This is a genomic window from Providencia sp. PROV109, from assembly GCF_033681625.1.
GTDB classification, from domain to species: Bacteria; Pseudomonadota; Gammaproteobacteria; order Enterobacterales; family Enterobacteriaceae; genus Providencia; species Providencia hangzhouensis.
Genome location: NZ_CP096320.1, coordinates 569,910 through 593,490, shown reverse-complemented (window position 1 = coordinate 593,490; position 23,581 = coordinate 569,910). Strand labels below are relative to the sequence as shown.

General features: G+C 45.6%; 16 protein-coding genes and 4 pseudogenes. 7 read left to right on the top strand and 13 right to left on the bottom strand.

The features are described from left to right. Positions 1-102: 102 nt before the first annotated feature. Positions 103-2,844 (bottom strand): annotated as a pseudogene (locus M1F25_RS02620) (Tn3-like element ISKox2 family transposase); the annotation flags it as partial. A gap of 130 nt (positions 2,845-2,974) precedes the next feature. Next, positions 2,975-3,274: pseudogene (locus M1F25_RS02615) on the bottom strand (MFS transporter); the annotation flags it as partial. On the opposite strand from M1F25_RS02615, the gene M1F25_RS02610 reads away from it, so the two are divergent. Next, a complete protein-coding gene (locus M1F25_RS02610) occupies positions 3,273-3,395 on the top strand; it encodes a hypothetical protein (protein WP_256442623.1) in 123 nt (40 codons plus the stop codon). The pseudogene M1F25_RS02615 and the gene M1F25_RS02610 overlap by 2 nt on opposite strands. A 95-nt stretch (positions 3,396-3,490) precedes the next feature. Here the strand turns inward: M1F25_RS02610 and M1F25_RS02605 are convergent, their stop codons facing one another. The 5 genes and pseudogenes from M1F25_RS02605 to M1F25_RS02585 form a co-directional block, all read right to left on the bottom strand. Further along, positions 3,491-4,375: a DUF3363 domain-containing protein gene (locus M1F25_RS02605; RefSeq protein ID WP_001447541.1), complete on the bottom strand. Its 885-nt coding sequence runs from the start codon at positions 4,373-4,375 to the stop codon at positions 3,491-3,493. Between the two features lie 30 nt (positions 4,376-4,405). After that, positions 4,406-5,899, bottom strand: a complete 1,494-nt coding sequence (locus tag M1F25_RS02600) for an IS91-like element ISVsa3 family transposase (RefSeq protein ID WP_001120888.1) — start codon at positions 5,897-5,899, stop codon at positions 4,406-4,408. Positions 5,900-6,010: 111 nt separating this feature from the next. Next, a pseudogene (locus tag M1F25_RS02595) lies at positions 6,011-6,223 on the bottom strand (repA); the annotation flags it as partial. A gap of 93 nt (positions 6,224-6,316) precedes the next feature. After that, a complete protein-coding gene (locus M1F25_RS02590; protein WP_000985631.1) occupies positions 6,317-9,295 on the bottom strand; it encodes a Tn3 family transposase in 2,979 nt (992 codons plus the stop codon). Between the two features lie 113 nt (positions 9,296-9,408). Next, positions 9,409-10,002 carry a Tn3 family transposase gene (locus M1F25_RS02585; protein ID WP_000107352.1) on the bottom strand — a complete coding sequence of 198 codons (594 nt, stop codon included), beginning with the start codon at positions 10,000-10,002 and terminating at the stop codon, positions 9,409-9,411. Positions 10,003-10,285: 283 nt separating this feature from the next. On the opposite strand from M1F25_RS02585, the gene umuC reads away from it, so the two are divergent. Next, positions 10,286-11,458 (top strand): translesion error-prone DNA polymerase V subunit UmuC, encoded by a 1,173-nt coding sequence (gene umuC, locus M1F25_RS02580; RefSeq protein ID WP_001142610.1) that lies wholly within the window; start codon positions 10,286-10,288, stop codon positions 11,456-11,458. 10 nt (positions 11,459-11,468) lie between these two features. Here the strand turns inward: umuC and mobI are convergent. Further along, positions 11,469-11,911: pseudogene (gene mobI, locus M1F25_RS02575) on the bottom strand (conjugative transfer protein MobI(A/C)). Positions 11,912-12,375: 464 nt separating this feature from the next. Between mobI and M1F25_RS02570 the strand changes: the two are divergent. From M1F25_RS02570 to M1F25_RS02560, 3 genes are read left to right on the top strand one after another with little or no spacing between them, the layout of a single operon-like run. Continuing rightward, positions 12,376-13,350, top strand: a complete 975-nt coding sequence (locus M1F25_RS02570; RefSeq protein WP_000497807.1) for a ParM/StbA family protein — start codon at positions 12,376-12,378, stop codon at positions 13,348-13,350. A 2-nt stretch (positions 13,351-13,352) separates the two neighbouring features. Then, complete coding sequence (locus M1F25_RS02565; RefSeq protein ID WP_001995600.1) at positions 13,353-13,622, top strand: hypothetical protein; 270 nt, start codon at positions 13,353-13,355, stop codon at positions 13,620-13,622. 1 nt (position 13,623) lies between these two features. Next, on the top strand, positions 13,624-14,865 hold the full coding sequence (locus M1F25_RS02560; protein ID WP_001218618.1) for a tyrosine-type recombinase/integrase: 1,242 nt from the start codon (positions 13,624-13,626) through the stop codon (positions 14,863-14,865). A gap of 129 nt (positions 14,866-14,994) precedes the next feature. Here the strand turns inward: M1F25_RS02560 and M1F25_RS02555 are convergent, their stop codons facing one another. The 3 genes from M1F25_RS02555 to M1F25_RS02545 all read right to left on the bottom strand — a co-directional run bounded on the left by M1F25_RS02555 (position 14,995) and on the right by M1F25_RS02545 (position 19,156). Beyond that, entirely contained in the window at positions 14,995-17,013 is a 2,019-nt protein-coding gene (locus M1F25_RS02555) for an ATP-binding protein (RefSeq protein WP_000211147.1), read from the bottom strand. A 145-nt stretch (positions 17,014-17,158) separates the two neighbouring features. Beyond that, complete coding sequence (locus M1F25_RS02550; RefSeq protein WP_000127615.1) at positions 17,159-17,347, bottom strand: helix-turn-helix transcriptional regulator; 189 nt, start codon at positions 17,345-17,347, stop codon at positions 17,159-17,161. Between the two features lie 744 nt (positions 17,348-18,091). Beyond that, complete coding sequence (locus M1F25_RS02545; RefSeq protein ID WP_181489211.1) at positions 18,092-19,156, bottom strand: tartrate dehydrogenase; 1,065 nt, start codon at positions 19,154-19,156, stop codon at positions 18,092-18,094. Positions 19,157-19,258: 102 nt separating this feature from the next. Here M1F25_RS02545 and M1F25_RS02540 point away from each other — a divergent pair, with 102 nt between their 5' ends. Both M1F25_RS02540 and M1F25_RS02535 read left to right on the top strand, forming a co-directional pair. Continuing rightward, entirely contained in the window at positions 19,259-20,173 is a 915-nt protein-coding gene (locus M1F25_RS02540; RefSeq protein ID WP_181489209.1) for a LysR family transcriptional regulator, read from the top strand. Positions 20,174-20,207: 34 nt separating this feature from the next. Then, positions 20,208-21,113, top strand: a complete 906-nt coding sequence (locus M1F25_RS02535) for a helix-turn-helix domain-containing protein (RefSeq protein WP_181489207.1) — start codon at positions 20,208-20,210, stop codon at positions 21,111-21,113. A 45-nt stretch (positions 21,114-21,158) separates the two neighbouring features. On the opposite strand, the gene M1F25_RS02530 is transcribed toward M1F25_RS02535, so the two are convergent. Both M1F25_RS02530 and M1F25_RS02525 read right to left on the bottom strand, forming a co-directional pair. Further along, the gene (locus M1F25_RS02530) at positions 21,159-22,112 is read right to left on the bottom strand and encodes a PDR/VanB family oxidoreductase (RefSeq protein ID WP_181489205.1); all 954 of its coding nucleotides are present in this window, start codon (positions 22,110-22,112) and stop codon (positions 21,159-21,161) included. A 16-nt stretch (positions 22,113-22,128) separates the two neighbouring features. After that, complete coding sequence (locus M1F25_RS02525; RefSeq protein ID WP_181489203.1) at positions 22,129-23,577, bottom strand: NAD-dependent succinate-semialdehyde dehydrogenase; 1,449 nt, start codon at positions 23,575-23,577, stop codon at positions 22,129-22,131. Between the last annotated feature and the right edge of the window lie 4 nt (positions 23,578-23,581).

The window sequence follows — 23,581 nt, the reverse complement described above, 5'->3', positions numbered from 1 at the left end:
TTAACCTCATAATTTGCCATACTTTGGAGAAGTAACCCACCTTTGTATGCCTTTAAATATGGTGAGTATGGCGATTTATGTTACTTTAGAGGGGAAAATCCCTAGAACCCCTGATTCGTTTTTTCCACGGAACTGGTCACGATTGACCGATGCAATAGCTCGCCTGAGGAAATGCCAGGCTTCGCCTCGGTTCAGTGCTCGTTGAACATATTGGCGCAGACTTGCATCATCAATATAATCAAGTAAATATTGGGCTTTGATGAGCCTATTATATTCCGTTAATGCTTGTAATATAGGGTGTCTAGATGGATAACCAGATAATTTGCGTACTAGCAATGCCTGTGTTGTGCGTTTTTCTTGAAGGGATAACACAATACGCTGAATATCCTGCCAGCCTTCTTCAATCACATTCATTTTTATCGGCTTTTTCAGCGCCAGATGCGTGTTTCCGTCGTCGCTTTCAGTTACGTTAAATAGGTCATTGATCACACTGGTGAACTGAGCATACCTAGGCGCAAAACTATAACCGCATAAATCCAATAAGGCATAATTAACATGATTAACACCATGGGTGTCGGTTGAGAGGACATCTGGCTTAAGATCACTAGTATTAGATTGTAGTAAGTCGTAAATATAATGGGACTCATGCTCATTAGATCCTATGATACGGGCATTTAACGCACTATGATTGGCAACTAACGTCATGGCCGTAATACCTTTGTTGGTGCCGAAGTATTTCGAGGAGTAGCGAGTTTTAAAAGTCTCAAGGTGAGTTTCAAATTTTTGCCCATCGGTACTGGCGTGCAGGACGTCTTCTTGGATGTGATAGTGGCGGAAAATAGGGAGTGCCGCTACTGCGTTATTGATGATATCACTAGCCTCTTGCAAGGTTTCAGGCCTAATATAATTAGCTTGTATAGTGCTTAGATGCTCATAACTGCGATCAGATATTTGTGCCATCCCATATACGCCGCGATGTGTCGCATTCGCAATTAGAATAGCCAATAAATCATCCTGATTGGCGCCTACTTGTTTTTGTATTGGCAGCACGTGTGCGAAGCATTGCATAAAGTTGGTTTCTTGTTCAACATAACGCAACACATCAGCAATACTGACGGGGATCATTTGTTTAAAGAAAGGGTTGTTGACAAGTGATTGGGAGCCTTTAACTGGCAGTCGCCATCGTGTGCCACTTCGGCTCTTCATGATCACATTGCGGTTATCACCATTATCAATGTGACGAGCAACATCTTCTAGGGATGTTGTTAAGCGTATTTGTTTTACTTGCAGTAGCTTCTGAATCGGCTGCTTTAGCTTTTCCAATGTTGATGATGCCAATAGATCAGGCTGTATTGACGATGCAATTAAGTCGTCTTCTAGCGCACGATATTTAGTGACGTTTGATAAGTAAATTCGACCATTAAGCCGAGAAGCCAGTTGACGGTAAAGCAACCATTCGTATCGCTGTGGATGAACAACATCCTTGTTAATTAACCATGGACGATGTTTTTGTTGGATAAGTGTACTATCCATTGTTTGCAATGTATTACCTGCTAATAGTTCTGTTTTTGTGGTTTTGAGCTGGGTCACTAATGCTTCTGAGCCTTTACCTGCTTGGCATTCAAGACATAGAAACACGGGCCTTAATAACTGCTCAATTAACCCGTTTTGATCATCATAATATTGCCATTGATATTCTTCTACCGTGCGTTTTTGCTTTTTTAAGTACAGGCATAGCGTTTCTATATCTTGGTTATTCATTACACTTAATGCTTGTTGCCTAACCGTTGCAAATGGTTGATTATCGTCGATACTGTCATCAACAAACAGATGCAGTAATTCTGCGGCTTTGGTGACATTGTCTGCAGCTGACCTCCATGAGTCAAACACTGCCTGTTGGGCAAACGCATGCGCAGCTTCTTGTTGTTTACGGATATGATGAATAAACCCATCAGCCAATCGCTCTAGGCTTTGCCGTATGCGTTGAGTCAGAAAACACAGCAACCATAGGTGTTGCTGTGGACGCTTAAAGCGTTTTAGTTTACTGCCATAATAATCCACCATTTCACCGAAGTGTTGTTGGTTTTTAGACGATAAGGCTAAGCCCTTAACAGCATTATCAATCTGTCTTGTATAAGGCTGTAACTGATGATACACCGTCAGTTCTTTTTTTAGCTCTGTCACCATAACGCTTTTTGCACCGGCTCGAAGCTGGCTTAAGGAGAGCCCATCTTTGTCATCGATAATAGTATTTAGAAATCCGTGTAGTTCAGATGAAACATGAATACGAAGCTTATTATTTAACGCCTTCTTGACCTGTTGGATAACACGACTGATAAGCTTTTGTAAGACAGTATATTTAGGGATGGCAATTCTATGCGTTGCTAGATATTCAGCGGCTGCATCGAATAGATAACGAGGCTCAAGCCAAGCTTTGCCGACCATAACAAGATGTTCGTACAGCGGCGCAAAGTGCAGACTTTCGTCCCATTTCTGATAGTTTAATAACCTCAGTATTCTTTGATATATACGGTCACGCTGCATCTTATTAATGCTGAAAGGCCTGATCCCTTTGCCTCCTTGAACTTGCGTTGAAATAAACTGCATATCGTCAAAGATGAGGTTAAAGCTAGGTGAAAGAATCACAGGCTTAGACTTAAAATACCCTAATAACGCAATGAAATAGCATCGGTGGTTCCTTAGGCGAATACTTTTCAACTCTGTTAACTCGATCTCGTTTGGCGTAAAATACAATCGTTGTTGTTCAAGTGATAATAGCGGCGGAGAATATAGATCAAGCTGCTCAGCTTTGGTAAGAATTGATAGTTCGTTTTTTATAGCCATAGGAATTAAATTAAGTTTAAGGGGTTGTTAACCTCATAATTTGCCATACTTTGGAGAAGTAACCCACCTTTGTATGCCTTTAAATATGGTGAGTATGGCGATTTATGTTACTTTAGAGGGGAAAATCCCTAGAACCCCAAGCTGCTCCCAGAGACGCAATGACGAAAGCCGTTGCGCCCGCAAGTAGAATTGGCCGTCGCCCGATTCTGTCTGAGAGCGGACCAAAAATCACCTGGCCCACGCCGAGCATCACCATATAGAGGCTCAACGTGAGTTGGATCATAGCGGGCGTCGTGTTCAGGATGCCGGGCATCGCTGGAACGACAGGGAGATAAATATCCATCGCCAGTGAAGCGAGGATGTCGAAAGGAGCCATCAGCAGCAGTGCTGCCGGCAGCGTATAGGCCCACGCGGGGCGTGTGGTGGTCATGACGAATCAACCCTCGATTAAGGAATACCGGGCGACGTCTGCTCGTCAGCAATCAGATGAGACTAGCCTTACAGAGCGCCGCAACAACAATACTGGTTGTTGCGGCTTACTTGTCTGCTGACTTGGAATTTCCCATCTGATTACTCCACGCTTACGAATATGAATTGCTACATTTTATCCGATTATCTTTTGCTTCGCAATGCGGCATGGGCGCACTCAGCGTTCCAGCCCCCTCTGCCGCCCTAACTGCCACGACACCGACCCGCCCTGCACGATGCCCATAACCTCGCGGCCGAGTTGGCGGTCGATGATCGGCCGCCACGGGACAAGGGTGAACTCATGGGATTTCTCGACCACGGCGAACTTGCCGCTCGATAGATGCACGGTTCCGGTAAACTTGCCGCTGACGCTCTCGCCGTCCGTGGCGGCGCGGAACGGCAGGCCCTTACTCAAAGCCATATCCGATCCGACGCCGGCTACCTCGCGCTCCCGCAGGATGGCGAGAAGGTTGCGCCGGTAGAAGACGCGGCTGTCCCGGCTGCGGGTGGCGTCGCCCTGTTCGATATGGTGCTCGCGGCGCTGGTCCATGGCTTCGCGGACTTGTTGCCCGAAGCCGGTTGGCGCAAGGTCGGCCGTCTCGCCGTGGATCAGCCGCCGGTCCAGCCAGGTCGCGCCGTCCGATCCGATCTGTTTGTTCAGATCGACCGGGGAAAGGACGCGAACGCTGGCCTGACTGTCTCGGCCGGCGTCATGGGCGGCGGCACGGCTGACCAGATCATCGGGGATGCGCCATTGGTCGGCGTCGATCCGCTCGACGATACCGGCCCGGCGTAGCGCCTCCAGCCGGCGCACATGGGCATCGACATAGCCCTCATAGTCGCCGCCTGGAACGCGGCACGTATAGGAAGAATAAACGCCCTTTTCACCCAAGTCCAACAGCTTTGGACCGCAGTTGACTCTTTCGACACCCCTGCGATGCAACCCAATCCGGCTGACGGGGAGCCAGCAACGCTGAAAATTTACCCTCCTCTTTCCCACTAGCGGCTCCTTTTCCGACAACCAGCACGGCGGATCCCTGCCGCGGCGCTGTGAACGCAGCATTTTGATTGGTATCGTTGGCCTTCAGGCTCGTCAGTCAAACAGACCCAGGAGCAGCTCAGCCGGTGGCGCCCGGCTTTCGGGTAACGCCCTGGTCCCGCTGGTTTCGGCTTTGTGCTTCAGGTGATCAAGGATCTGCTTGATCACTATAGGGTCTTCAATGCAGGCGATGACTTTCATGGCGCCGCCGCAGCCGCTGCAGGTCTCGATGTCGATATTGAAAACACGCTTGAGCCGTTGCGCCCATGTCATCGACGCTCGCCGTTGTGCTGGTGTTGCCGGTTCATCAGCCACCCTGACCTTGTTGCCCCTGCCCCGTTTTGCCGGCGTGACCAACGCCCGGTGCCGACTGTTGGGTGCGAACACCCCGTGGAAGCGGGTTAGGTTGACTCTGGGCTTCGGTACCAGGGCGGCCAGCCTTGCAATGAAATCCAATGGTTCGAAAATGACGTGCGTGGTGCCGTCCCGGTACGGCGTCTTGAGCTGGTAGCGCACGTTGCCGCCTCGTGTTAACGACAGCCGCTTCTCGGATACCGCCGGGCGGCTGATGTACCGGCACAGCCGTTCGAGCTTCTTGCGTTCATCGGCCCTGGCCGCCACGCCGGCGTGCAGGCTGGACCCGGCTACCTTGCCAATCCCGTCACCGAACGGATCACCACTGGTCGGCAGAGTTTGCAAAGTGAACACCTTTCGCCCCGCCTGTGAACCGACAGCGATACGGTAAGTGATCGAGTGCCCCAGCAGGGGTGTCATCGGGTCGTCATCCACCGCATCCGAGGCCAGATAGCTGTTTTCGACATCCCGTTCCAGCAGGCCTTGCCGTTCCAGATAGCGACCCACCCGGTGGGCGATGGTGTGCGTCAGCTGGGTGAGCTCTGGGCTGGTCGGCGCCTTGACCCAGCGGAAACGCGCTGAGCCGTGGGATTGCTCGACATACACACCGTCGAGAAACAGCATGTGGAAGTGAACATTCAGATTGAGCGCCGATCCAAAACGCTGGATCAGGGTGACCGCGCCCGTCTTGGCCACTTGGTGGGTATGGCCCGCTTTCTTGACCAGGTGCGTGGCAATGACGCGGTAAACGATGCCCAGCACCCACCCCATGATCTCGGGCCGGCTGGCAAACAGGAAACGCAGCTGAAACGGGAAGCTCAACACCCACTGACGCATGGGTTGTTCAGGCAGTACTTCATCAACCAGCAAGGCGGCACTTTCGGCCATCCGCCGCGCCCCACAGCTCGGGCAGAAACCGCGACGCTTACAGCTGAAAGCGACCAGGTGCTCGGCGTGGCAAGACTCGCAGCGAACCCGTAGAAAGCCATGCTCCAGCCGCCCGCATTGGAGAAATTCTTCAAATTCCCGTTGCACATAGCCCGGCAATTCCTTTCCCTGCTCTGCCATAAGCGCAGCGAATGCCGGGTAATACTCGTCAACGATCTGATAGAGAAGGGTTTGCTCGGGTCGGTGGCTCTGGTAACGACCAGTATCCCGATCCCGGCTGGCCGTCCTGGCCGCCACATGAGGCATGTTCCGCGTCCTTGCAATACTGTGTTTACATACAGTCTATCGCTTAGCGGAAAGTTCTTTTACCCTCAGCCGAAATGCCTGCCGTTGCTAGACATTGCCAGCCAGTGCCCGTCACTCCCTGTCGTCTGGGCGTTCCTCTGGGCTAAACATCGACATGATCCGGCGCTTAATATCGCCGTCCTTGTTGACCAGCGTCTTGGTCACGAAGGCCGCGTATTCTTTGGCGTTGTCGTACCCTTTCCAGACCTCGTGGGGGTCAAGAGCGTAGGCGCAAACCCGCCCAGCGACTGGGATTCTGACCAAGGCGCGTTCTGTCTCAAGGTGGGGTTCTAGGGATTTTCCCCTCTAAAAAGACATAATCCTCTGTAGACCACACCAATAAATGGCTGCGGAGGTGGTTTACTTTCAGCTTGGAGCCTAATCATCCACTATCGGCCTTGTTATTTCGCCAATATTGGGCAATTTCCCAGTATTAGTGAAGTTATACGTTCCGCTTAAGTTGATATTTTGCCACGCAACGGGCGAAACAGCACGAGTGATACCCGCTTTCTCTTCATCTCCTCTCGCTTCAAAGTGTCCCAGAAGATGACTCAGTATCGCGGAGTTGAAGTAGATGATCGCGTTGGCAAGCAATCTTGCGCATTCATTCCAGATAGCGATTTCAGACTCGTTTTTGCCACGGAACTGATCACCATTCACCGACGCAATGGCTCGTCTAAGGAAGTGCCATGCTTCTCCCCGGTTCAGGGCACGTTGCACATACTGCCGCAAACTGGCATCGTCGATGTAGTCAAGTAAATATTGCGCTTTAACCAGTCGATTATACTCCGTCAGAGCCTGTAATATTGGGTGTCCAGAAGGGTAACCAGACAACTTTCTTACCAGCATTGCTTGTGTCGTCCGCTTTGTCTGAAGTGACAGAACAATACGCCTGATATCTTGCCATCCCGTTGTAATAACATTCGTTCTGATAGGCTTCTTTAGCGCCAGTATGGTGCTGCCTTGTTCACTTTCAGTCACATCAAACAGATCATTGATGACACTACTGAACTGCGCGTATCGCGGTGCAAAACTGTAACCGCATAGATCCAGTAAGGCGAAGTTAACATGATTGACACCGTGTGTATCTGTCGAGAGTACGTCAGGTTTGATTTCACTGCTGTTGGATTGTAACAGGTCATAAATATAGTGTGATTCGTGCTCGTTGGAACCGATGATCCGAGCATTGAGGGCGCTGTGGTTGGCCACCAGTGTCATGGCCGTGATCCCTTTGTTGGTGCCGAAATACTTAGAGGAGTACCGGGTTTTAAAGGTTTCCAGATGGGTTTCGAATTTCTGACCATCCGCACTGGCATGCAGCTGGTCCTCCTGAATATGGTAGTGGCGGAAGATGGGTAGCGCTGCAACCGCATTATTGATCACGTCGCTGGCGTCATGCAGCGTTTCAGGCCGGATATAGTTGGCCTGCACCGTACTCAGGTGTTCATAGCTTCGATCGGAGATCTGCGCCATGCCATACACACCACGGTGAGTGGCGTTGGCAATCAGAATGGCCAGTAAATCATCCTGATGAGTGAACCCTTGTTTTTGTATCGGAAGTACATGAGTCAGACATTTCATGAACCCGGTTTCGCGCTCTACATACCGCAGTACATCCGCGATACCGACCGGTTGCATTCGCTTAAAAAAGGGATTGTTGACCAGAGATGTAGCGCTTTTGGTCGGCAGACGCCAGCGGGTACCGGTACGATTTTTCATGATCACATTTCGATTGTCTCCCTCATCAATATGGAGAGCAACGTCTTTGAGTGCACTTTCCAGCCGGTGTTGTTTCTCCTGTAACAATAACTCTGCGGGCTGTTTTAGTCTGTCCAGTGTTGATGAGGCCAGCAAGGTATCCTGCGATGTCTGGGGGATCAGGTCGTCTTCCAGTGCGCGGTATTTGGTAACATTTGGCAAATAAATGCGTCCATTCAGTCGTGAGGTTAACTGCCGGTAGAGCAGCCATTCGTAACGTTGCGGGTTAACGTTATCCTGTTTAACCAACCATGGGAGGTGCTTTTTCGGGATGAGCGACGTATCCATCGTCTTCAGTGGTCCACCGAATGCGATTTCCGTCTGCATCTGTTGAAGTTGGGCGACGACGGCTTCTGAGCCTTTACCGGCCTCACATTCAAGGCACAAGAACACCTGCCTTAACAGTTGCTCCAGGAGATTGCATTGTTCATCGTAATGTTGCCACTGGTACTCTTCCACGGTCCGTTTCTGTTTTTTCAGGTAAAGGCAGAGGGTCTGGATATCCCTGTCATTCATGACCTTCAATGCCTGTTGTCTGACTACTGAGAAGGGTTGATTATCATCAATGTTCTCATCCACAAACAGATGCAGTAACTCTGCCGCTTTCGTGACATTGTCCGCGGCTGACTGCCAGGACAGGAACACTGCTTGTTGTGCAAAGGTGTTGGCAGCTTCTTGTTGCTTGCGGATATGGTAAATGAACCCATCAGTTAACCGTTCCAGTGCCAGTTGTATCCGCTCTGTCAGGTGACATAGCAACCATAGATGCTGCTGTGCGCGTTTGAATCGTTTGAGTTTACTACCGTAATAGTTGATGAGCTCACCGAAGTGTTGTCGATTTTTAAGAGACAGATTAAGCCCATCGATAACGCCATTGATTTGCGTGCGCCATGGCGCTAACTGATGATAAAGGGCAAGCTCTTTTTTAAGTTCAGGTACGGTCAGACTTTTTGCACCGCCTCTGAGCTGGTTCAGGCTTAGTCCGTCATCAATGGCTGTTATGCTGTCCAGAAAGACGTGAAGTTCAGGACTGGTGAGTTGATTAAGTTGGTGCGCCAGGTCTTTTCTGACCTGCTGCATCGCTCTGCTTATCAGTCTCTGGAGTACGGTGTACCTAGGGATAGCAATGCTGTGACTGGTTAGGAATTCAATAGCAGTATCAAAGAGGTAACGCGGCTCCAGCCAGGCATTGCCCACCTGAACAAGGTGGTCGAAAAGAGAATTGAAGTGCTGACTTTCGTCCCATTTGTGATAACCAGCAAGGTCTAATACTTTTGCGTAGAGTCGATCTTTTTGTTTTTGTGAGGGAGTGAATGGTCTGAGCCCCTTGCCGCCAAGCAGCTCTTTACTGATGAACATTAAATCCTTAGAAACCTGCGAGTAAGCGATATCTAGGATGACGGGCTTTGATTTGAAGTATCCCAAAATCGCGACAAAGTAACATCTATGAGCTCTGAGACGAATTGACCGAAAAACTGCCAATTCCGCATCGTTCAGAGAAAAGTACAGACGTTGTTCTTCGATTGAAAAAATGGGTGGGGAATAAAGATCTGCCTGTTCTGCTCTCGTGAGAATAGTAATTTCGTTTTTGATGGCCATATCAGGGCTGTTCCGTATTAAATGTACGATATTTACCTAATTTGCCACACTTATAAGTAGTAACCCACCTCCGCAGCCATTTATTGGTGTGGTCTACAGAGGATTAAGTCTTTTTAGAGGGGAAAATCCCTAGAACCCCATTGTGATACTTGGTAATCATTCCCCCCACGAAATTTATTGCCATTAACTGAAGTAATAGCACGTTTTAACTGATGGTATGCTTCACCTCTGTTCAAGGCTTGCTGGACGTAATGACGCAACGTTGAATTATCAACATACTCCAAAACATAAATAGATTTAATTAAACGGTCGTACTCATGCAATGCTGACAATCTTCGGCTCTTGCCGTTACTCAACTTTCTAATGATTGTGCTTTGAGTGGTGGTTTTACGACTCAATGAACAAACAATATGCTGAATATTGTCCCATTCTTCAGCAATTAGCTTATGATTAATATCTTTCTTTAATTGAATACGGCCTCCGTTCTCTTCAGTCACTTCAAATAGCTCAAAAAACACCTTTTTCATTTTCGCGTATCGAGGGGCGAATGTGTAACCAAAGAAATCTAATATAGCGAAGTTAACATTATTGGTACCATGCGTATCGGTCGATAAGGTATTAGGCTGTATATCTGAAGAGTTGTTATAGAGTAAGTCAAAAGCAAAGTGACCTTCATATTCGTTAGCGCCAATGACTTGCGTACTCACCGGAACATGACGTGGTCAACCAAAATTGACCAACCCAGTTAAGCTACTTTTTTCAATTTCTTCATGTCCGCCTCATATTGATTTGAAATTTCCATACTTTATCTAATTCATGTTTTTCTAAATTAGCTAAAATGCAACTCAGAAATGTCCAGAAGTGAGTTGTGTGGTGTCGAGTGGAGATTGTACGATTAAGCCCCTAAGTAATTAGTCCGTCAGTCTCCCTCGGTAATCAAATTAGTACATCTTAGCGATCAAATTGGTAAAAAATTAGACATGTAGATGAATGCCCACCTTAAAAAATAGACAGCGGGTTGGGCTGGGTGATTTTTCTGGTGTTAGACGCCAGCAACCCATGCGGCAGAATGGTTGCTCACTTACTCGTCTATTTTTAGCGGGAATTCTTAGCCAACTGTACGCGCTGTATGCAGATTTAAGCAGTCGAGTGATGCGCACTTTGGAGGAGATGGCACCACGAGTAGAGGTTTACTCTATTGACGAAGCGTTTTTGGATTTAACCGGTATTGAGTCTGCCATATCTCTTGTCGAGTTCGGACAACAAGTGCGAGAGCGCATAGGCCACTGGATTGGGATCACCGTCTGTGTAGGCATTGCACCGACTAAAACACTCGCCAAACTGGCTAACCATGCCGCCAAAAAATATCCAGCTACTCAGGGGGTTGTAGACCTGACCAATCCAGATCGGCAACGTCGATTGCTCGCATTAGTCCCGGTTGATGATGTTTGGGGCGTTGGTAGACGGCTTTCTAAGCGTTTAAATGCGTTGGGTATCACCACAGCCTTAGATCTCGCCAATGCCTCTCCTAGAGCCATCAGAGACCAGTTTTCAGAGGTTTTAGAAAGAACCGTCAGAGAGCTCAATGGTGAGTCGTGCATTGAACTTGAAGAGATCCCGCCAACTAAGAAGCAAATCGTCTGTAGCCGTTCATTTGGCGTAAAAGTGACGCACTTTGAATTTTTAAGTGAAGCCGTATGCGAATACGCAACCCGCGCCACTGAGAAACTTCGCAAAGAACAGCAGCAAGCCAAAGTGCTGACCGTGTTCATACGTACCAGCCCCTTTAAGGACAACGAGCCGCAGTACAGCAACTCTGCATCGGGTGAATTGCTAATCCCCAGTTGCGACACGCGGGATTTTATCGAGCTGGCCAATCACTTACTCAAGCGGATATGGAAGGATGGTTTTCGTTATGCCAAAGCGGGCGTCATGCTGTCTGACTTTTACGATCCTGGCATGTTTCAACCAGGACTATTCGATGACGTATCGACCCGCTCTAATAGCCAGCAGCTAATGTCTGTATTGGACACCATTAACCAAAGCGGTGCCGGAAAGGTTTTCTTTGCTGGACAAGGACTCAAGAAAGATTGGTCGATGAAGCGAGAGCATTTGTCTCCCGCTTATACAACACGCTGGGACCAGTTACCGCGAGTGAAGTAGCGCAGTTGACTCAATACGCATTCACTCTGCGACGCAGCATGTTGAGCTTATCAACCTGGCGTCGAATATCACTGAAGAATTCCTCTTTCTCCATGGCCAGCGCTAGCTCCCATTCTTTGGCCAAACCTTGGCAGTCAAAAATGCGTATCTCAGCTTCGTCTTTGAGATACGCAGCCCCTTGCTAAAGACCACGCGTTTGCCTCGTTGACCGTGAAAACTGTTGATATACCACTCTATGCCAAAGCCATACTTAAAGTCTCTGATACGGACACCAAGCAGACCCCAGTCTTTAAAGGGCTCATTCTCTCGAACCTTGTAATGGGTAACCCAAAAGTCATCAACTTCAGCTCGTGCCAGCGCTTTTAGCCTGTCCGTTTCTTGCTGAAGTAAATCTGATACATCTGCTTTCCATTGTTCATTGACGATTTCTACCAAACCAATTTCCCCATCCAATTAACCCCTAAAGCCAAAACCACTATCCGTTTGGCTTTTGGATCGAAACGCCAAACGTAAAACTGCCGTCACAATCACTGTTTGGCGTCTCGATATAAATCGACTCGCTCAATCCCATACCCGACAAGGGATACAGGCTGATTTCACTTAAAAACACCTAAAAAGACGTATCGCCATGAAGATACAAACCGTTTGGCAAGTTCAGGCCAGAATGCAAACGACGTTTGGCGTCTCAATTTTTTTGGCTAGGTCACCAGCCGCCAAACAGAGCCTATTCTCATACTTTTGCAAAAATGCAATAGGCAGATAGATGAAAGGATTTGTCACCTTTCTGCCCACCGCCAGTGCACCGAATCCTGATAATGACATTTGAGTAAACCGCCAGAGCACTTGGAAATGCCCAAGCGTGAACAGCGCGGTTGATTGAAAACCGTTAGAGCACTTTGAGTGCACAGGAGATAAGTATGTTTGTACTAGGCGTAGATATCGGTTACTCAAACCTGAAGCTGGCAATTGGCCAATCAGGTAGTGAACCGAAAACCATTATTCTACCTGCGGGTGCCGGTCCAGCGGATCGTATGCCGGAGCGTATCGGTGGAGGCGATGATGAAACTTGTTTGTATGTCTCTGTCGATAATGAGCGCTGGGCCGCTGGTGTTCCTGCTGGACGCCTTCAAGGCTGGGAACGAGAGCTTCACCCGGAATATCCCACCACAAAAACCTATAAGGCACTTTTTCATGCCGCCTTGTTAATGGCTGAAACAGAATCCATCGATTTGGTTGTCACTGGATTACCGGTTTCCCAGTTTCATGAACCACAACGTAAGTCTGACCTTGTGCAGCGTTTAAAAGGTGTCCATCAAGTGACGCCTAAGCGCAGCATCACCGTTCATGACGTCAAAGTACTACCACAGCCTGCCGGTGCCTATATGGATCTGGTTCAAACGGGTGGTGATCTGGGCTTGATTGAAGAAGGTCGTGTCGTCGTCATTGATCCCGGCTTCTTTTCTGTTGATTGGGTTGCCCTTGAGGCCGGAGAAATTCGCTACAGCTCATCAGGAACCAGTCTTCAGGCAATGTCCGTGCTACTGGAAACCATCGATAAGCTGATTTCGGAAGATCATGGTGCCAAAGTCGGAATGGATCGACTTGAAAAAGCCATGAGAACCGGCGACTTACAGGTCCTGCTATTTGGAGAAAAAGTCGATATTTCACCTTATCTGAATGCTGCCATGAAAAAGGTAGCGCCTGTTGCTCTTACAGCCATGCGTCAATCCATGCGTGACGAAAGCATTAATGCGGACTTGGTATTGATCGCCGGAGGTGGAGCCTTGGCTTATAAGGAAGCGGCCAAGGAGATTTTTTCACGAAGCAAGATCATCGTGCCTGAGCAGTCTGTTTTGGCGAACGTCCGAGGCTTCTGGTTTTATGGGGCATGATCATGAGAGTTGTCGTCAACATTCCCCCAGGGAGCCACCCAGAACTACTCAAAGAATTGGAAAAGACGCCACCACGGGAACGCGCTGAGCGTCTGCGGATGCTGGCAACCTTTGGGTTAATTCAAATGAGCCAACCCAATCTATCCACGACATCTGTACCGGTGGATGGCCTTGCACCAGATGGTGAAGTTACTTCTATGAGTACAGCGCCAGAACCCAAAGCAGAAACACGTAAACAATCATTAAAATCAAAACTAGGGCTGGGCTTATAACATGGCGTTATCAGTTAGCTGGCTCGATGCCAGGTTAAATAAAGAAGCAAAAGAAACCGTAGTAAAAGCCGACCGAGATGGGCTAAGTGCTCGGGTATCGCCCAAGGGCAAAATTGTTTTTCAGTTTCGTTATCGGTTCGATGGCAAGCAACAGCGGGTAGACATAGGTACTTACCCCCTTATGAAGCTGGCTGAAGCCAGGAATGAGCTGGATAGGTTAAGGGCAGTACTTGATCAAGGCCGAAACCCCAAGCTTTACCTACAGCAGGAACGGGCTAAGTATTCTGCTAATCAAAGCTTCGAATCGATTTTTCGAGACTGGATAGACTCTGCCGGTAAGCAAGGGCTAAAGGAGAAAACGTGGCACTACCAAAAACGCAGCAGTGAAATATATTTGCTGCCCCGACTTGGCAAGTATCCATTAACTGACATCACTGAATTGTCCTTGCGAAACTGTCTTCGTGAGGTTTCGGAATCGTCTCCGTCAAACACAGAGCGCCTAGTGTCTGTACTGCATAAGTTCTATGACTGGCTGATTGATGAACAAATTTTGGAAATTAACGCTGCCGCTGGGATCACAGCAAAAAAGGTTGGCGGTAAAAAAGGAAAACGAACTCGGGTGCTAAATGACAACGAGATCAGGATACTTTGGCGCTATTTGCATGAGTCAAAAATCACTGAGAAGAATCGCATCTACATAAAACTGCTTCTCTTATTGGGAGGGCGCAAGGGCGAACTCATTCAAGCTGAAAAGCATCACTTTGACTTGCAATCTGCAATGTGGACAGTGCCCATAGAGATCCGCAAACAAGGTGAGAAAATTGGAGCGCCGATCATGCGGCCATTGATTAAGCCAGCTATTGAGCTGATTGAACTGGCGATGCAGATGAGCAAATCAACTTACTTGTTTCCCGCGAACGGACAAGAAGAGCTTGCCACAAATGGCTTTGATACCACTATTCCTAACAATGTGAAAATCTGGGCTCGCAGATCGCTTGGTATTGAGATGGAACACTGGTCTATGCATGATCTTCGCAGAACGATGCGAACGCGAATGTCTGCCATCACGACGCAAGAAGTTGCCGAGTTGATGATTGGCCACAGCAAAAAAGGGCTGGATGCTATCTACAACCAATATCAGTACCTGGACGAAATGCGTCATGCTTACGACGTTTGGTATCAACAACTAGAAACCATCATCGAGCCGACAGGCTTTCCATTCAACTGGCGTTTCGGACAATAAGGGGTAGCTGAATTAAGGAAGAGACTGAGCTAGTACAAATGACCGAGTCAAGTAGTGCATTTGGCTCGGTTTAGATTAGTTGTTTTTCCAGTTACAAAAAAACAACTTATCGAATAATTATTATAAGTCTCACGACGCCTCAGAGAGAGGTATTTGCAATTCATCCACAAGGGTTTGCTTAGATTTATACTCTAGCTCGCTTCTCTTTATTTTTAGCTTTTGTAATAAAGCACTATGAGTCACCTCGAAATCATTAAAAATTGTAGACCAACTTTTAACGTATACTCGAATTCTTTCATCCGCCCCGGAAACAAGGCCCGCGCCGCCCTTACCAGCAAGGTCTTTCAACCGCCTTGTAATTTGAGTATCATTCTGGGAGATTTTAGTTCCAACAAGAACAACATCAAATCTCATTCTCTCATCATTAAAGGCAGGATGCTTATCAAGTACCTCAGCATAACGTTCAGCTTGAGCTAAATGTTTCTTATTCAATGCTACACTTGGTCTTTTTATTTCAATGATCGTACATTTAATAAATTCTTCTTGTGTAGAATGATCAATTGTGACCATTTTGCGTGCAAGAAACAAATCTACTTGGCCTTTTGCCCCCTCTATGGTAGCGCCTTCAATAAGATCACTGGTACTGATATCGTCCCCATCCAATATTTCAATATCTGAATTCCGAAGATTTCTAGCTGTATTAGAAAAGTCATCCTCTTCGGCACCTATAGTTGTGTACTGAGGGCCAAACAACCATGTATTAGCCTCAATAATACCTTGTAAGTCTGGTGTTTCTAGAACTTCTTTAGCGTGCTCTTTAAAAAGGTACTTCATTTTCTGTACGACTAGATCTCGCTTATGAATGTGTCCAATCGTGCTAATTATATAATCAAGTTTAGATTTACTTATTTGAGATGCAAATTCATCCATTTGCTCCTTATTTAAGTCTAAAACGCCTTCCAATATATCTATCAAACTATCATTTTCACTTGATGTAGATAGCCTATCAAGCAAACCGATTATAATTTTTGTTTGCTTAGCCTTTAGCCCATTAAAAGCTGCTGGATCAGCAACGCAGATACTAGTTACTAATTTCTTCGTATGTGCAATTCTAAAGGAACGATCTTCGTCAGACTCCCAATTGTAAACAGGAAAATATCCTTTTTCTTCGAAAGAATCGACAAGCTGAACAGCTCTTTCTCTAAGGAACCCCTGATAAATCTCGGCTGTTTTGTTGCGCAGTTCTTTTAGCAGCATAGCTAAAACTTTATTCCCATCACTCTTTTCACTAATGAAGAGATCAGCATTTGGAGATGAGGTATCTTGAAAATTATCGAACCACTCAGATTGTATATATCCACTTATGAAAAAATTGTTTTTGTAGTTAAAACCAGTCAGATTTCTATACTTCTGATGTTCTTTTGAATCTCTAAAATAATTGTATGACTTTTCACCAGATGGTTTTTTTATCCACTGAATGATACTTGAACTAAATATATTTCCATCAACATCTATAAGCTCTTGAAACAACCTATGTTGGGGAGGCGTCACTCGGACTCTATTAACTGATATTTTAAGGTTAGAAAAAACTATTAGCTTCCAACCAAATTCATTTGAAAGCTCCTCCATGATATTTTCAATATTAGGGATTTTTTGAGATTTTTCACTCGTAATGCCCGTAAGAAATACTGATGTCCCACTTCCATTTGAAAGAATACTACTATGCTGTTCTTTATCGTCGATCAACTCAACTTTGTACGTTTTAATACGAGACGAGTCTATGGTAATACGTGCATTCTCAGATTGTCTTCTCGTAAGCCAGGTTGCTGTTGCAGCATATTTATGAAATGAATACCGCCCTCTGCCTTGACTGCCTTTTTGGGTAACCTGTTTTTTGGATGAGTCATCCCAATTATCAAAATTTCGGTCTAGGTTATGAAAGTCAATTCCTTCACCATTATCATGGATCTCTATTGACTCCACCCCGCCGAGATCACAGGTGTTAATAATGACATCAATATCTGATGCACCAGCATCCAAACCGTTCCAGATATATTCACTCAACATCTTCCAAGCGGGAATTGAGCCGAAACGTTTTTTTATCGACGCATTTGTAATACCTGTTGTCCGTTCTTGAGGAGTCGTCACTTACCTATCCATCCAATCAATAAAAAATCCATGCTGCTATCTTAGCCTAAGTTGGTGTACATATTAACTATATTGTTGGCACAAGCCGGCGTTTCAAAGCGTTAGTCCAAGCTCCAACAGAAAAACTAAGCTACGCTATCTATTCCTAATTCTTCTCATACTCCTCCAAGTCTTCAATGTGCCACAGCTTGTTTCGTGTATTTCGGTTGATACGAGGTTGCGGCAAGCTGCCATCTTTTATTCTTCGCCAGAGCGTCGTATAGCTAATGTGGTAACGAGCCATAACTTCGTAAGACGTTAGAAAAGGGGTTACTTGGTGCGCTACTGCTGTCATCTGCATTCTCCTGAAAATCAATGTAAAGCTATCATCGCCTGATTCATCACTTGTTGATGGTCAGAAAGATGCATGATTTGTTCAGAAGATCAGGCCCATACAAATGAACTTTTAGGACAGCAAGAAAGCAACCGGTAACCAACTCAACCGGCAAACAATTAGAGATAATCGCGAACGTCTTACCATCATTTCTCGATTTTTGGCATAAAAAATATAGGCAAGTTTTGGCTAAAACCCAGTAGGAACAAGGCCTACAGCTAGGTTTGTGTCATGGAATTTGGCTAAAAACGGTAAATATGGCGATTTGTACTCAAGTTTGTACACATTTTCCGAGGTTACGCTTGAACATCATTGAAAAGCAAAGAAACGAGAAAAAGACAAAAAGCCTTTAAATTCAGTACGTAGAGATGTGATTGTGGTGTGCAATGAAAGGTGGTTTTAAGCGTTGAAAGGCTGGGCGGCATCAGGGTGCGATATGATAGCAAACGTTCTGCGTGTGCTAACTTCATGGAGAAAGTTCTGATCTGTCATTTAACCGTTCTTTTCGTTTATATACAGATTTGTATAAGCATTCGAAGAGGCTCAATGTGGCTCTTGGCGTCGCAAATCCGTCTTGTTAATCAAAATTGGCGGATATTTTCGCAGATCTTGGGGGTATTAACAATCAAAGCATCGAGGAACAGGCAAAACAGTCCCTCGATGGCTCACTAAATTGACTCAATAAACACCGTCTTTATGCATCAACTAAGCACTAACCAAACGGGCTATTTCATCCCCTAATGCCTGCGTACTGGCATCGCCGCCCATATCACGAGTCAAATGTTGGCGCTGTTTAATCGCTGTTTCTACTGCGGACATAATCGAATCATGCATTTCAGGACATCCCAAATGCTGCATCATCATGGCGGCTGCCCAAATTGTACCAATCGGGTTGGCAATATTTTGCCCTGCGATATCAGGTGCTGACCCATGAACCGGCTCAAACATCGATGGGAATTGTTTTTCTGGGTTAATATTGGCTGAGGGTGCAATCGCAATAGTTCCTGTACAAGCAGGCCCTAAATCTGACAAAATATCGCCAAATAGATTTGACCCTACAATCACATCGTAGAACTCTGGCATTCTCACTAAGTTTGCAGCAAAGATATCAATATGAAATTGGTCAACTTTGATATCTGGGTATTGCTTCGCCATTTCGGCTACACGGCTATCCCAATAAGGCATTGAATGAAATAGCCCATTGGATTTCGTCGCTGAACTTAAATGTTTTTTCTCACGTGACTGCGCCAAATCAAAAGCATATTTTAAGATACGGTCGGTACCTTTACGGGTAAAAACGCTTTGTTGCAGTACCATTTCTTCATCCGTACCTTCGTACTGAATACCGCCAATCGCAGAGTATTCCCCCTCAACGTTTTCACGCACGACATAAAAATCAATATCTCCCGGTTTTTTGTCTGCTAGTGGGCATTTAATGCCATCAAATAAACGAACAGGACGCAAATTAACATATTGGTTGAAAGCACGACGGATAGGTAATAACAGCCCCCATAACGAAATATGATCAGGAACACCAGGGAACCCTACCGCACCGAGAAAAATCGCATCAAATTTCTTTAATTGTTCTAAACCATCTTCAGGCATCATACGCCCTGTACGGTGATAGGTTTCACACGACCAATCAAAATGGGTAAAGTTAAGTTTTACATTGTATTTATTGGCTGCCGCTGCTAATACTTTTAATCCTTCAGGGATCACTTCGGTACCAATACCATCACCAGGAATAACCGCTATGTTAAATTGTGACATTGTGAAAACCTCTGATAAATGAATTATGTCTGTTTGTTCTCCAGTTTAGGGGTTGCTGTGATAAAGTATAGATATGAAGTGTAATCCTTAGGTTTACAAACTATGAACAAGCTTCCTTCGTTAGAGGATATCCGCGTTTTTGTCACGGTTGCCCGTTTGATGAGTTTCTCTCAAGCCGCATCACAGCTGTTGGTATCCCCAGCTTATGTTTCTAAACGCATTAAGTTGCTAGAAGAAAATTTAGGACAAACTTTATTTTTTAGAACGGCTCGCTCAATTAAGCTGACTCACGAAGGGCAAATTATTTTACGTAGCAGTGAAGTGATGCTAGCTGAACTGGAACAGATGCAACAACAACTCAACGCCTGTCGCGAAGAGATCCGCGGCAATCTACGTATCAGTTGTAGCACAGGGTTTGGCAGTACTTATATTAACCCGTTTATACTCACACTCCGGGGGAGTTATCCTTTATTAGGTATTGATCTCACTTTGACCGATAAGTCTGTCGATATTATTAGTGAAAACATTGACGTTGATATCTGTATTGGCGGTACGATAGCTGAGCAATTTATTGCTAGGCGAATTGCTCGGAACCAGCGTATTCTGTGCGCTTCTCCAACCTACTTAGCAACACACGGCTACCCAAAATACCCACAAGAACTGGAACAAAAGCACTTTTGTATTGCGATTAAAGAACGTAATCAAGCCCCCGCGGTATGGAAGCTTGAACACCAGCAAGAAAGTATGACGGTCACTCCCAATAGCAAATTAATCGTCAATAATGGTGAAGTCGCCAAGCAATGGTGCTTAAGTGGTGAAGGGATCCTATTGCGCTCCCAATGGAGTGTGCGGCCTGAGTTACAGTCAGGCCAATTAGTACGAGTGTTACCGCAATGGCATCAAACTGCAGATGTTTATGCTGTATATTCGAGAAGTCTCCGAACGAGTGCTAATCTTAGAGTCTTTATCGAAAATCTAGAGCAATACCTTGCTACTCACTTATCACATGGTTTTTAGTTAACTCCATAAGTTATAAGGTAAACATGAATTGATGACAGAAACAGAGACATTCAAAGAACGTTTGTTGAAATTGCTAAAACAGAAAAAAATGAGTCAATTAAAAGCCGCTGAAGCCCTTGGTGTTTCCCGAACGGCGGTTAACAAATGGACGAAAGGCGGCATGATTGATGAAGATAATCTTGAAAAGCTCGCCACGTTATTGGATGTCGACAAGATATGGTTGAAATACGGTGAGTATACCAATAACCAAATCACTGTTAGCAATTCAGGCGTCATGCGCAACATCAACGAAGTCCATCTTCAAGAATCCGCAGATATCGTGACCTGGGAGTGGGACTTATTAACTGGGGAATTGAACTACTCGGACAACGTTGAAGCCGTTTATGGTATCAAAATCACCAGTAATGAAGATTTCTGGGCTTTAATGAGCCATGACTCCAAAGAAAAATTGGTTAATGGATATTCCAAAATTATTCGTGAAGGCGGTGCCCATGAAATGGATTTTAAAATTAACTGGGAAGGCGATTACCGTTGGATCACATCCCGAGCAACAGGAGTCAGAGGCCCTAATGGCAAAGTGACAAAGCTGGTTGGGATCAGTTTAGACAACACCGAACGTAAAAATACCGAACTACGCCTACGTAAAATCAAATGCTATTTTGATGTATTATTATCTCATTTCAATCACTTAGTCGTATTTACAGATAAAGCAGGCGAAATATTAGCCAGCAACTTACACAATCAATCGACTGAAATAGATTACCTTGAGCTACAACGTTTATTATATCAATTAGTGATCAACCATAAGTCATGGTTAGATGAAGTATTTCGTACAGGGCGTGGTCAAATCGTATTTCAAGACAAACAAATTACGGCTTATCAACACTTTAATGATGAAAAACAGCCTTTTTTAATGTTTGAATTAAAAGATATTTAAAACAGGTATTTTGCCCCACTTATGGCCTAAGCGGGGCAACTTTGATTATAAATCAAGGACTAATCGTTTAGATTTAGCTCGAGAAACGCACAACATCATCGTTTTCTGCTCAGCTTTTTCATCATCATCGAGGTAGTGGTCACGATGATCAGCTTCTCCCTCAAGTATTGCAGTTTCGCAAGTTCCACAAACCCCATTACGGCATAAACATTCCACGTTAATGCGCTTATCTGCTTCGATTACCTGCAAAATAGACTCATCTTTACCGACTTCTAAACTAAAGCCTGAGCGTTGGAAATAGACTTCAAATGAGTCCCCTTCGCTGGCAACTTCGCCAAAATTTTCAAAATGAACCTGTGATTCACCCAAGTGCTGATGACCCTTTTCAATCACCTCATTAATTAATGATTGAGGGCCACATACATACAGATGGCTATTACTTCCTTGTGCTTTAACTAACTGTTCGACAGACATTCGCTGCCCTTGGCTACCGTCATAAAGAAATAAACGCGAGCCAATACGCTGTTGTAAATGTTCAAGAAATGCCGCCGTTGTACTATCACGAAAACAGTAATGAAGTTCAAAATCCATTCCATTTTCTTCTAATTCATAGAGATAAGAGAGAAAAGGCGTGATCCCAATCCCACCGGCGATCAAAATATGCTTACATTGGTTATCCGGTGCTAACGAGAAAAAATTCTGTGCTGGGGACAGATACAAGCTATCCCCTGGCGATAGCTGCTCATGCATAAATGCAGAACCACCTTTCGAGTTTTCATCACGCAAGACAGAAATACAATAGCTGCCACACTGCTGCGGGTCGCTGATTAACGAATATGCACGTTGCAAACCAGCCTGCTCGCCCATATGAACGGTGACATGACTGCCTGCACTAAAAGGCATTAGCGTGCCCTCTTGTGCAGTAAATTCGAACATTTTGATATTTGGGCTAATTTGCTCAATTCGACTGACATTGACTGCAATTTTTTGTTGGTTCATCACAGTGCCTCTCTTATTATTCAATATCTAAACACAGATACTTAGTACTTAAATAATCCTCAATACCATATCGAGAGCCTTCTTTTCCTAGACCTGATTGCTTCACACCTCCAAAGGGAGCAACTTCATTAGAAATCAAGCCTGTATTAATACCGACCATGCCACTTTGTAGCTTTTCAGCAACACGATAAACACGGCTAACATCACGAGAAAAGAAATAAGCCGCTAAGCCATAAATCGTATTATTGGCGCGAGTAATCACTTCATTTTCATCACTAAAACGAATCAATGTTGCAATGGGACCAAATATTTCTTCATGAACAATCTTCATTGAATCATCAACATCAACAAGGACTTTGGGATTAAAGAAATTGCCATACTCAGTGACTTCATTCCCTAAGGTTAATTGACGAGCGCCTTTCGCTAATGCATCTTGCAATAACTCATTCATCCCATCGATAGCACGTGTTGTGATCATCGGCCCAATGTCGGTACTGGCTTCAAGACCATTACCGACTTGCAATTTGGCGACTTCTGTAACGAACTTGGTCTGAAATTCATCGAAAATCGCATCTTGAACATAAAAACGGTTCACACAAACACAAGTTTGCCCACCATTACGAAATTTCGCTTGAACCGCACTCTTTACCGCTTTATCAATGTCTGCATCATCAAAGACAATAAAAGGCGCGTTCCCCCCCAGTTCGAGTGAGGTTTTCTTAATCGTTGATGCGCACTGCTCAGACAATATTCGCCCAACTTGTGTTGAACCGGTAAACGAAAATTTACTGATAAGCTCATGTTTAGTTAGGCGTTCCCCTAGAACGCGAGAGTCCCCAGTAATGACGTTAAATATCCCAGCGGGGATACCCGCCTCATCAGCCAGCTGCGCTAAGGCGAGTGCAGTAAAAGGCGTTTCTGTCGCGGGTTTGATAACAATACTGCAACCCGCAGCCAGTGCTGGAGCCGCTTTACGAGTGATCATCGCTGCGGGAAAATTCCATGGCGTAATCGCACTGCAAACACCGATCGGCTGCTTGATTGTCGAAAGACGGTTACTTCCCACCGTTTGAGGGATAGTCTCCCCATAAACACGTTTTCCCTCTTCCGCAAACCATTCAATAAATGACGCGGCATAACGAATTTCACCTTTTGCCTCATGCAGTGGCTTACCTTGTTCGAGAGTCATTAAACGCCCGAGATCGTCAACATGGGCTTCAATCAGCTCAAACCAGCGACGTAAAATGATAGAACGCGCTTTCGCTGTCAGCTTACTCCAGCCTTCCATCGCAGAATACGCAGATTCAATCGCCTCATTTACTTGTGTGGCCGACAGGCTGGGGATCGTTCCCAGCACAGATTGGTCAAAAGGATTAGTCACAGGGATTTTTTTATCTGAATCAACCCATTGCCCATTGATGTAACATAACTGACGAAATAGTGCAGGGTGAGTTAAATGATGCATTTGT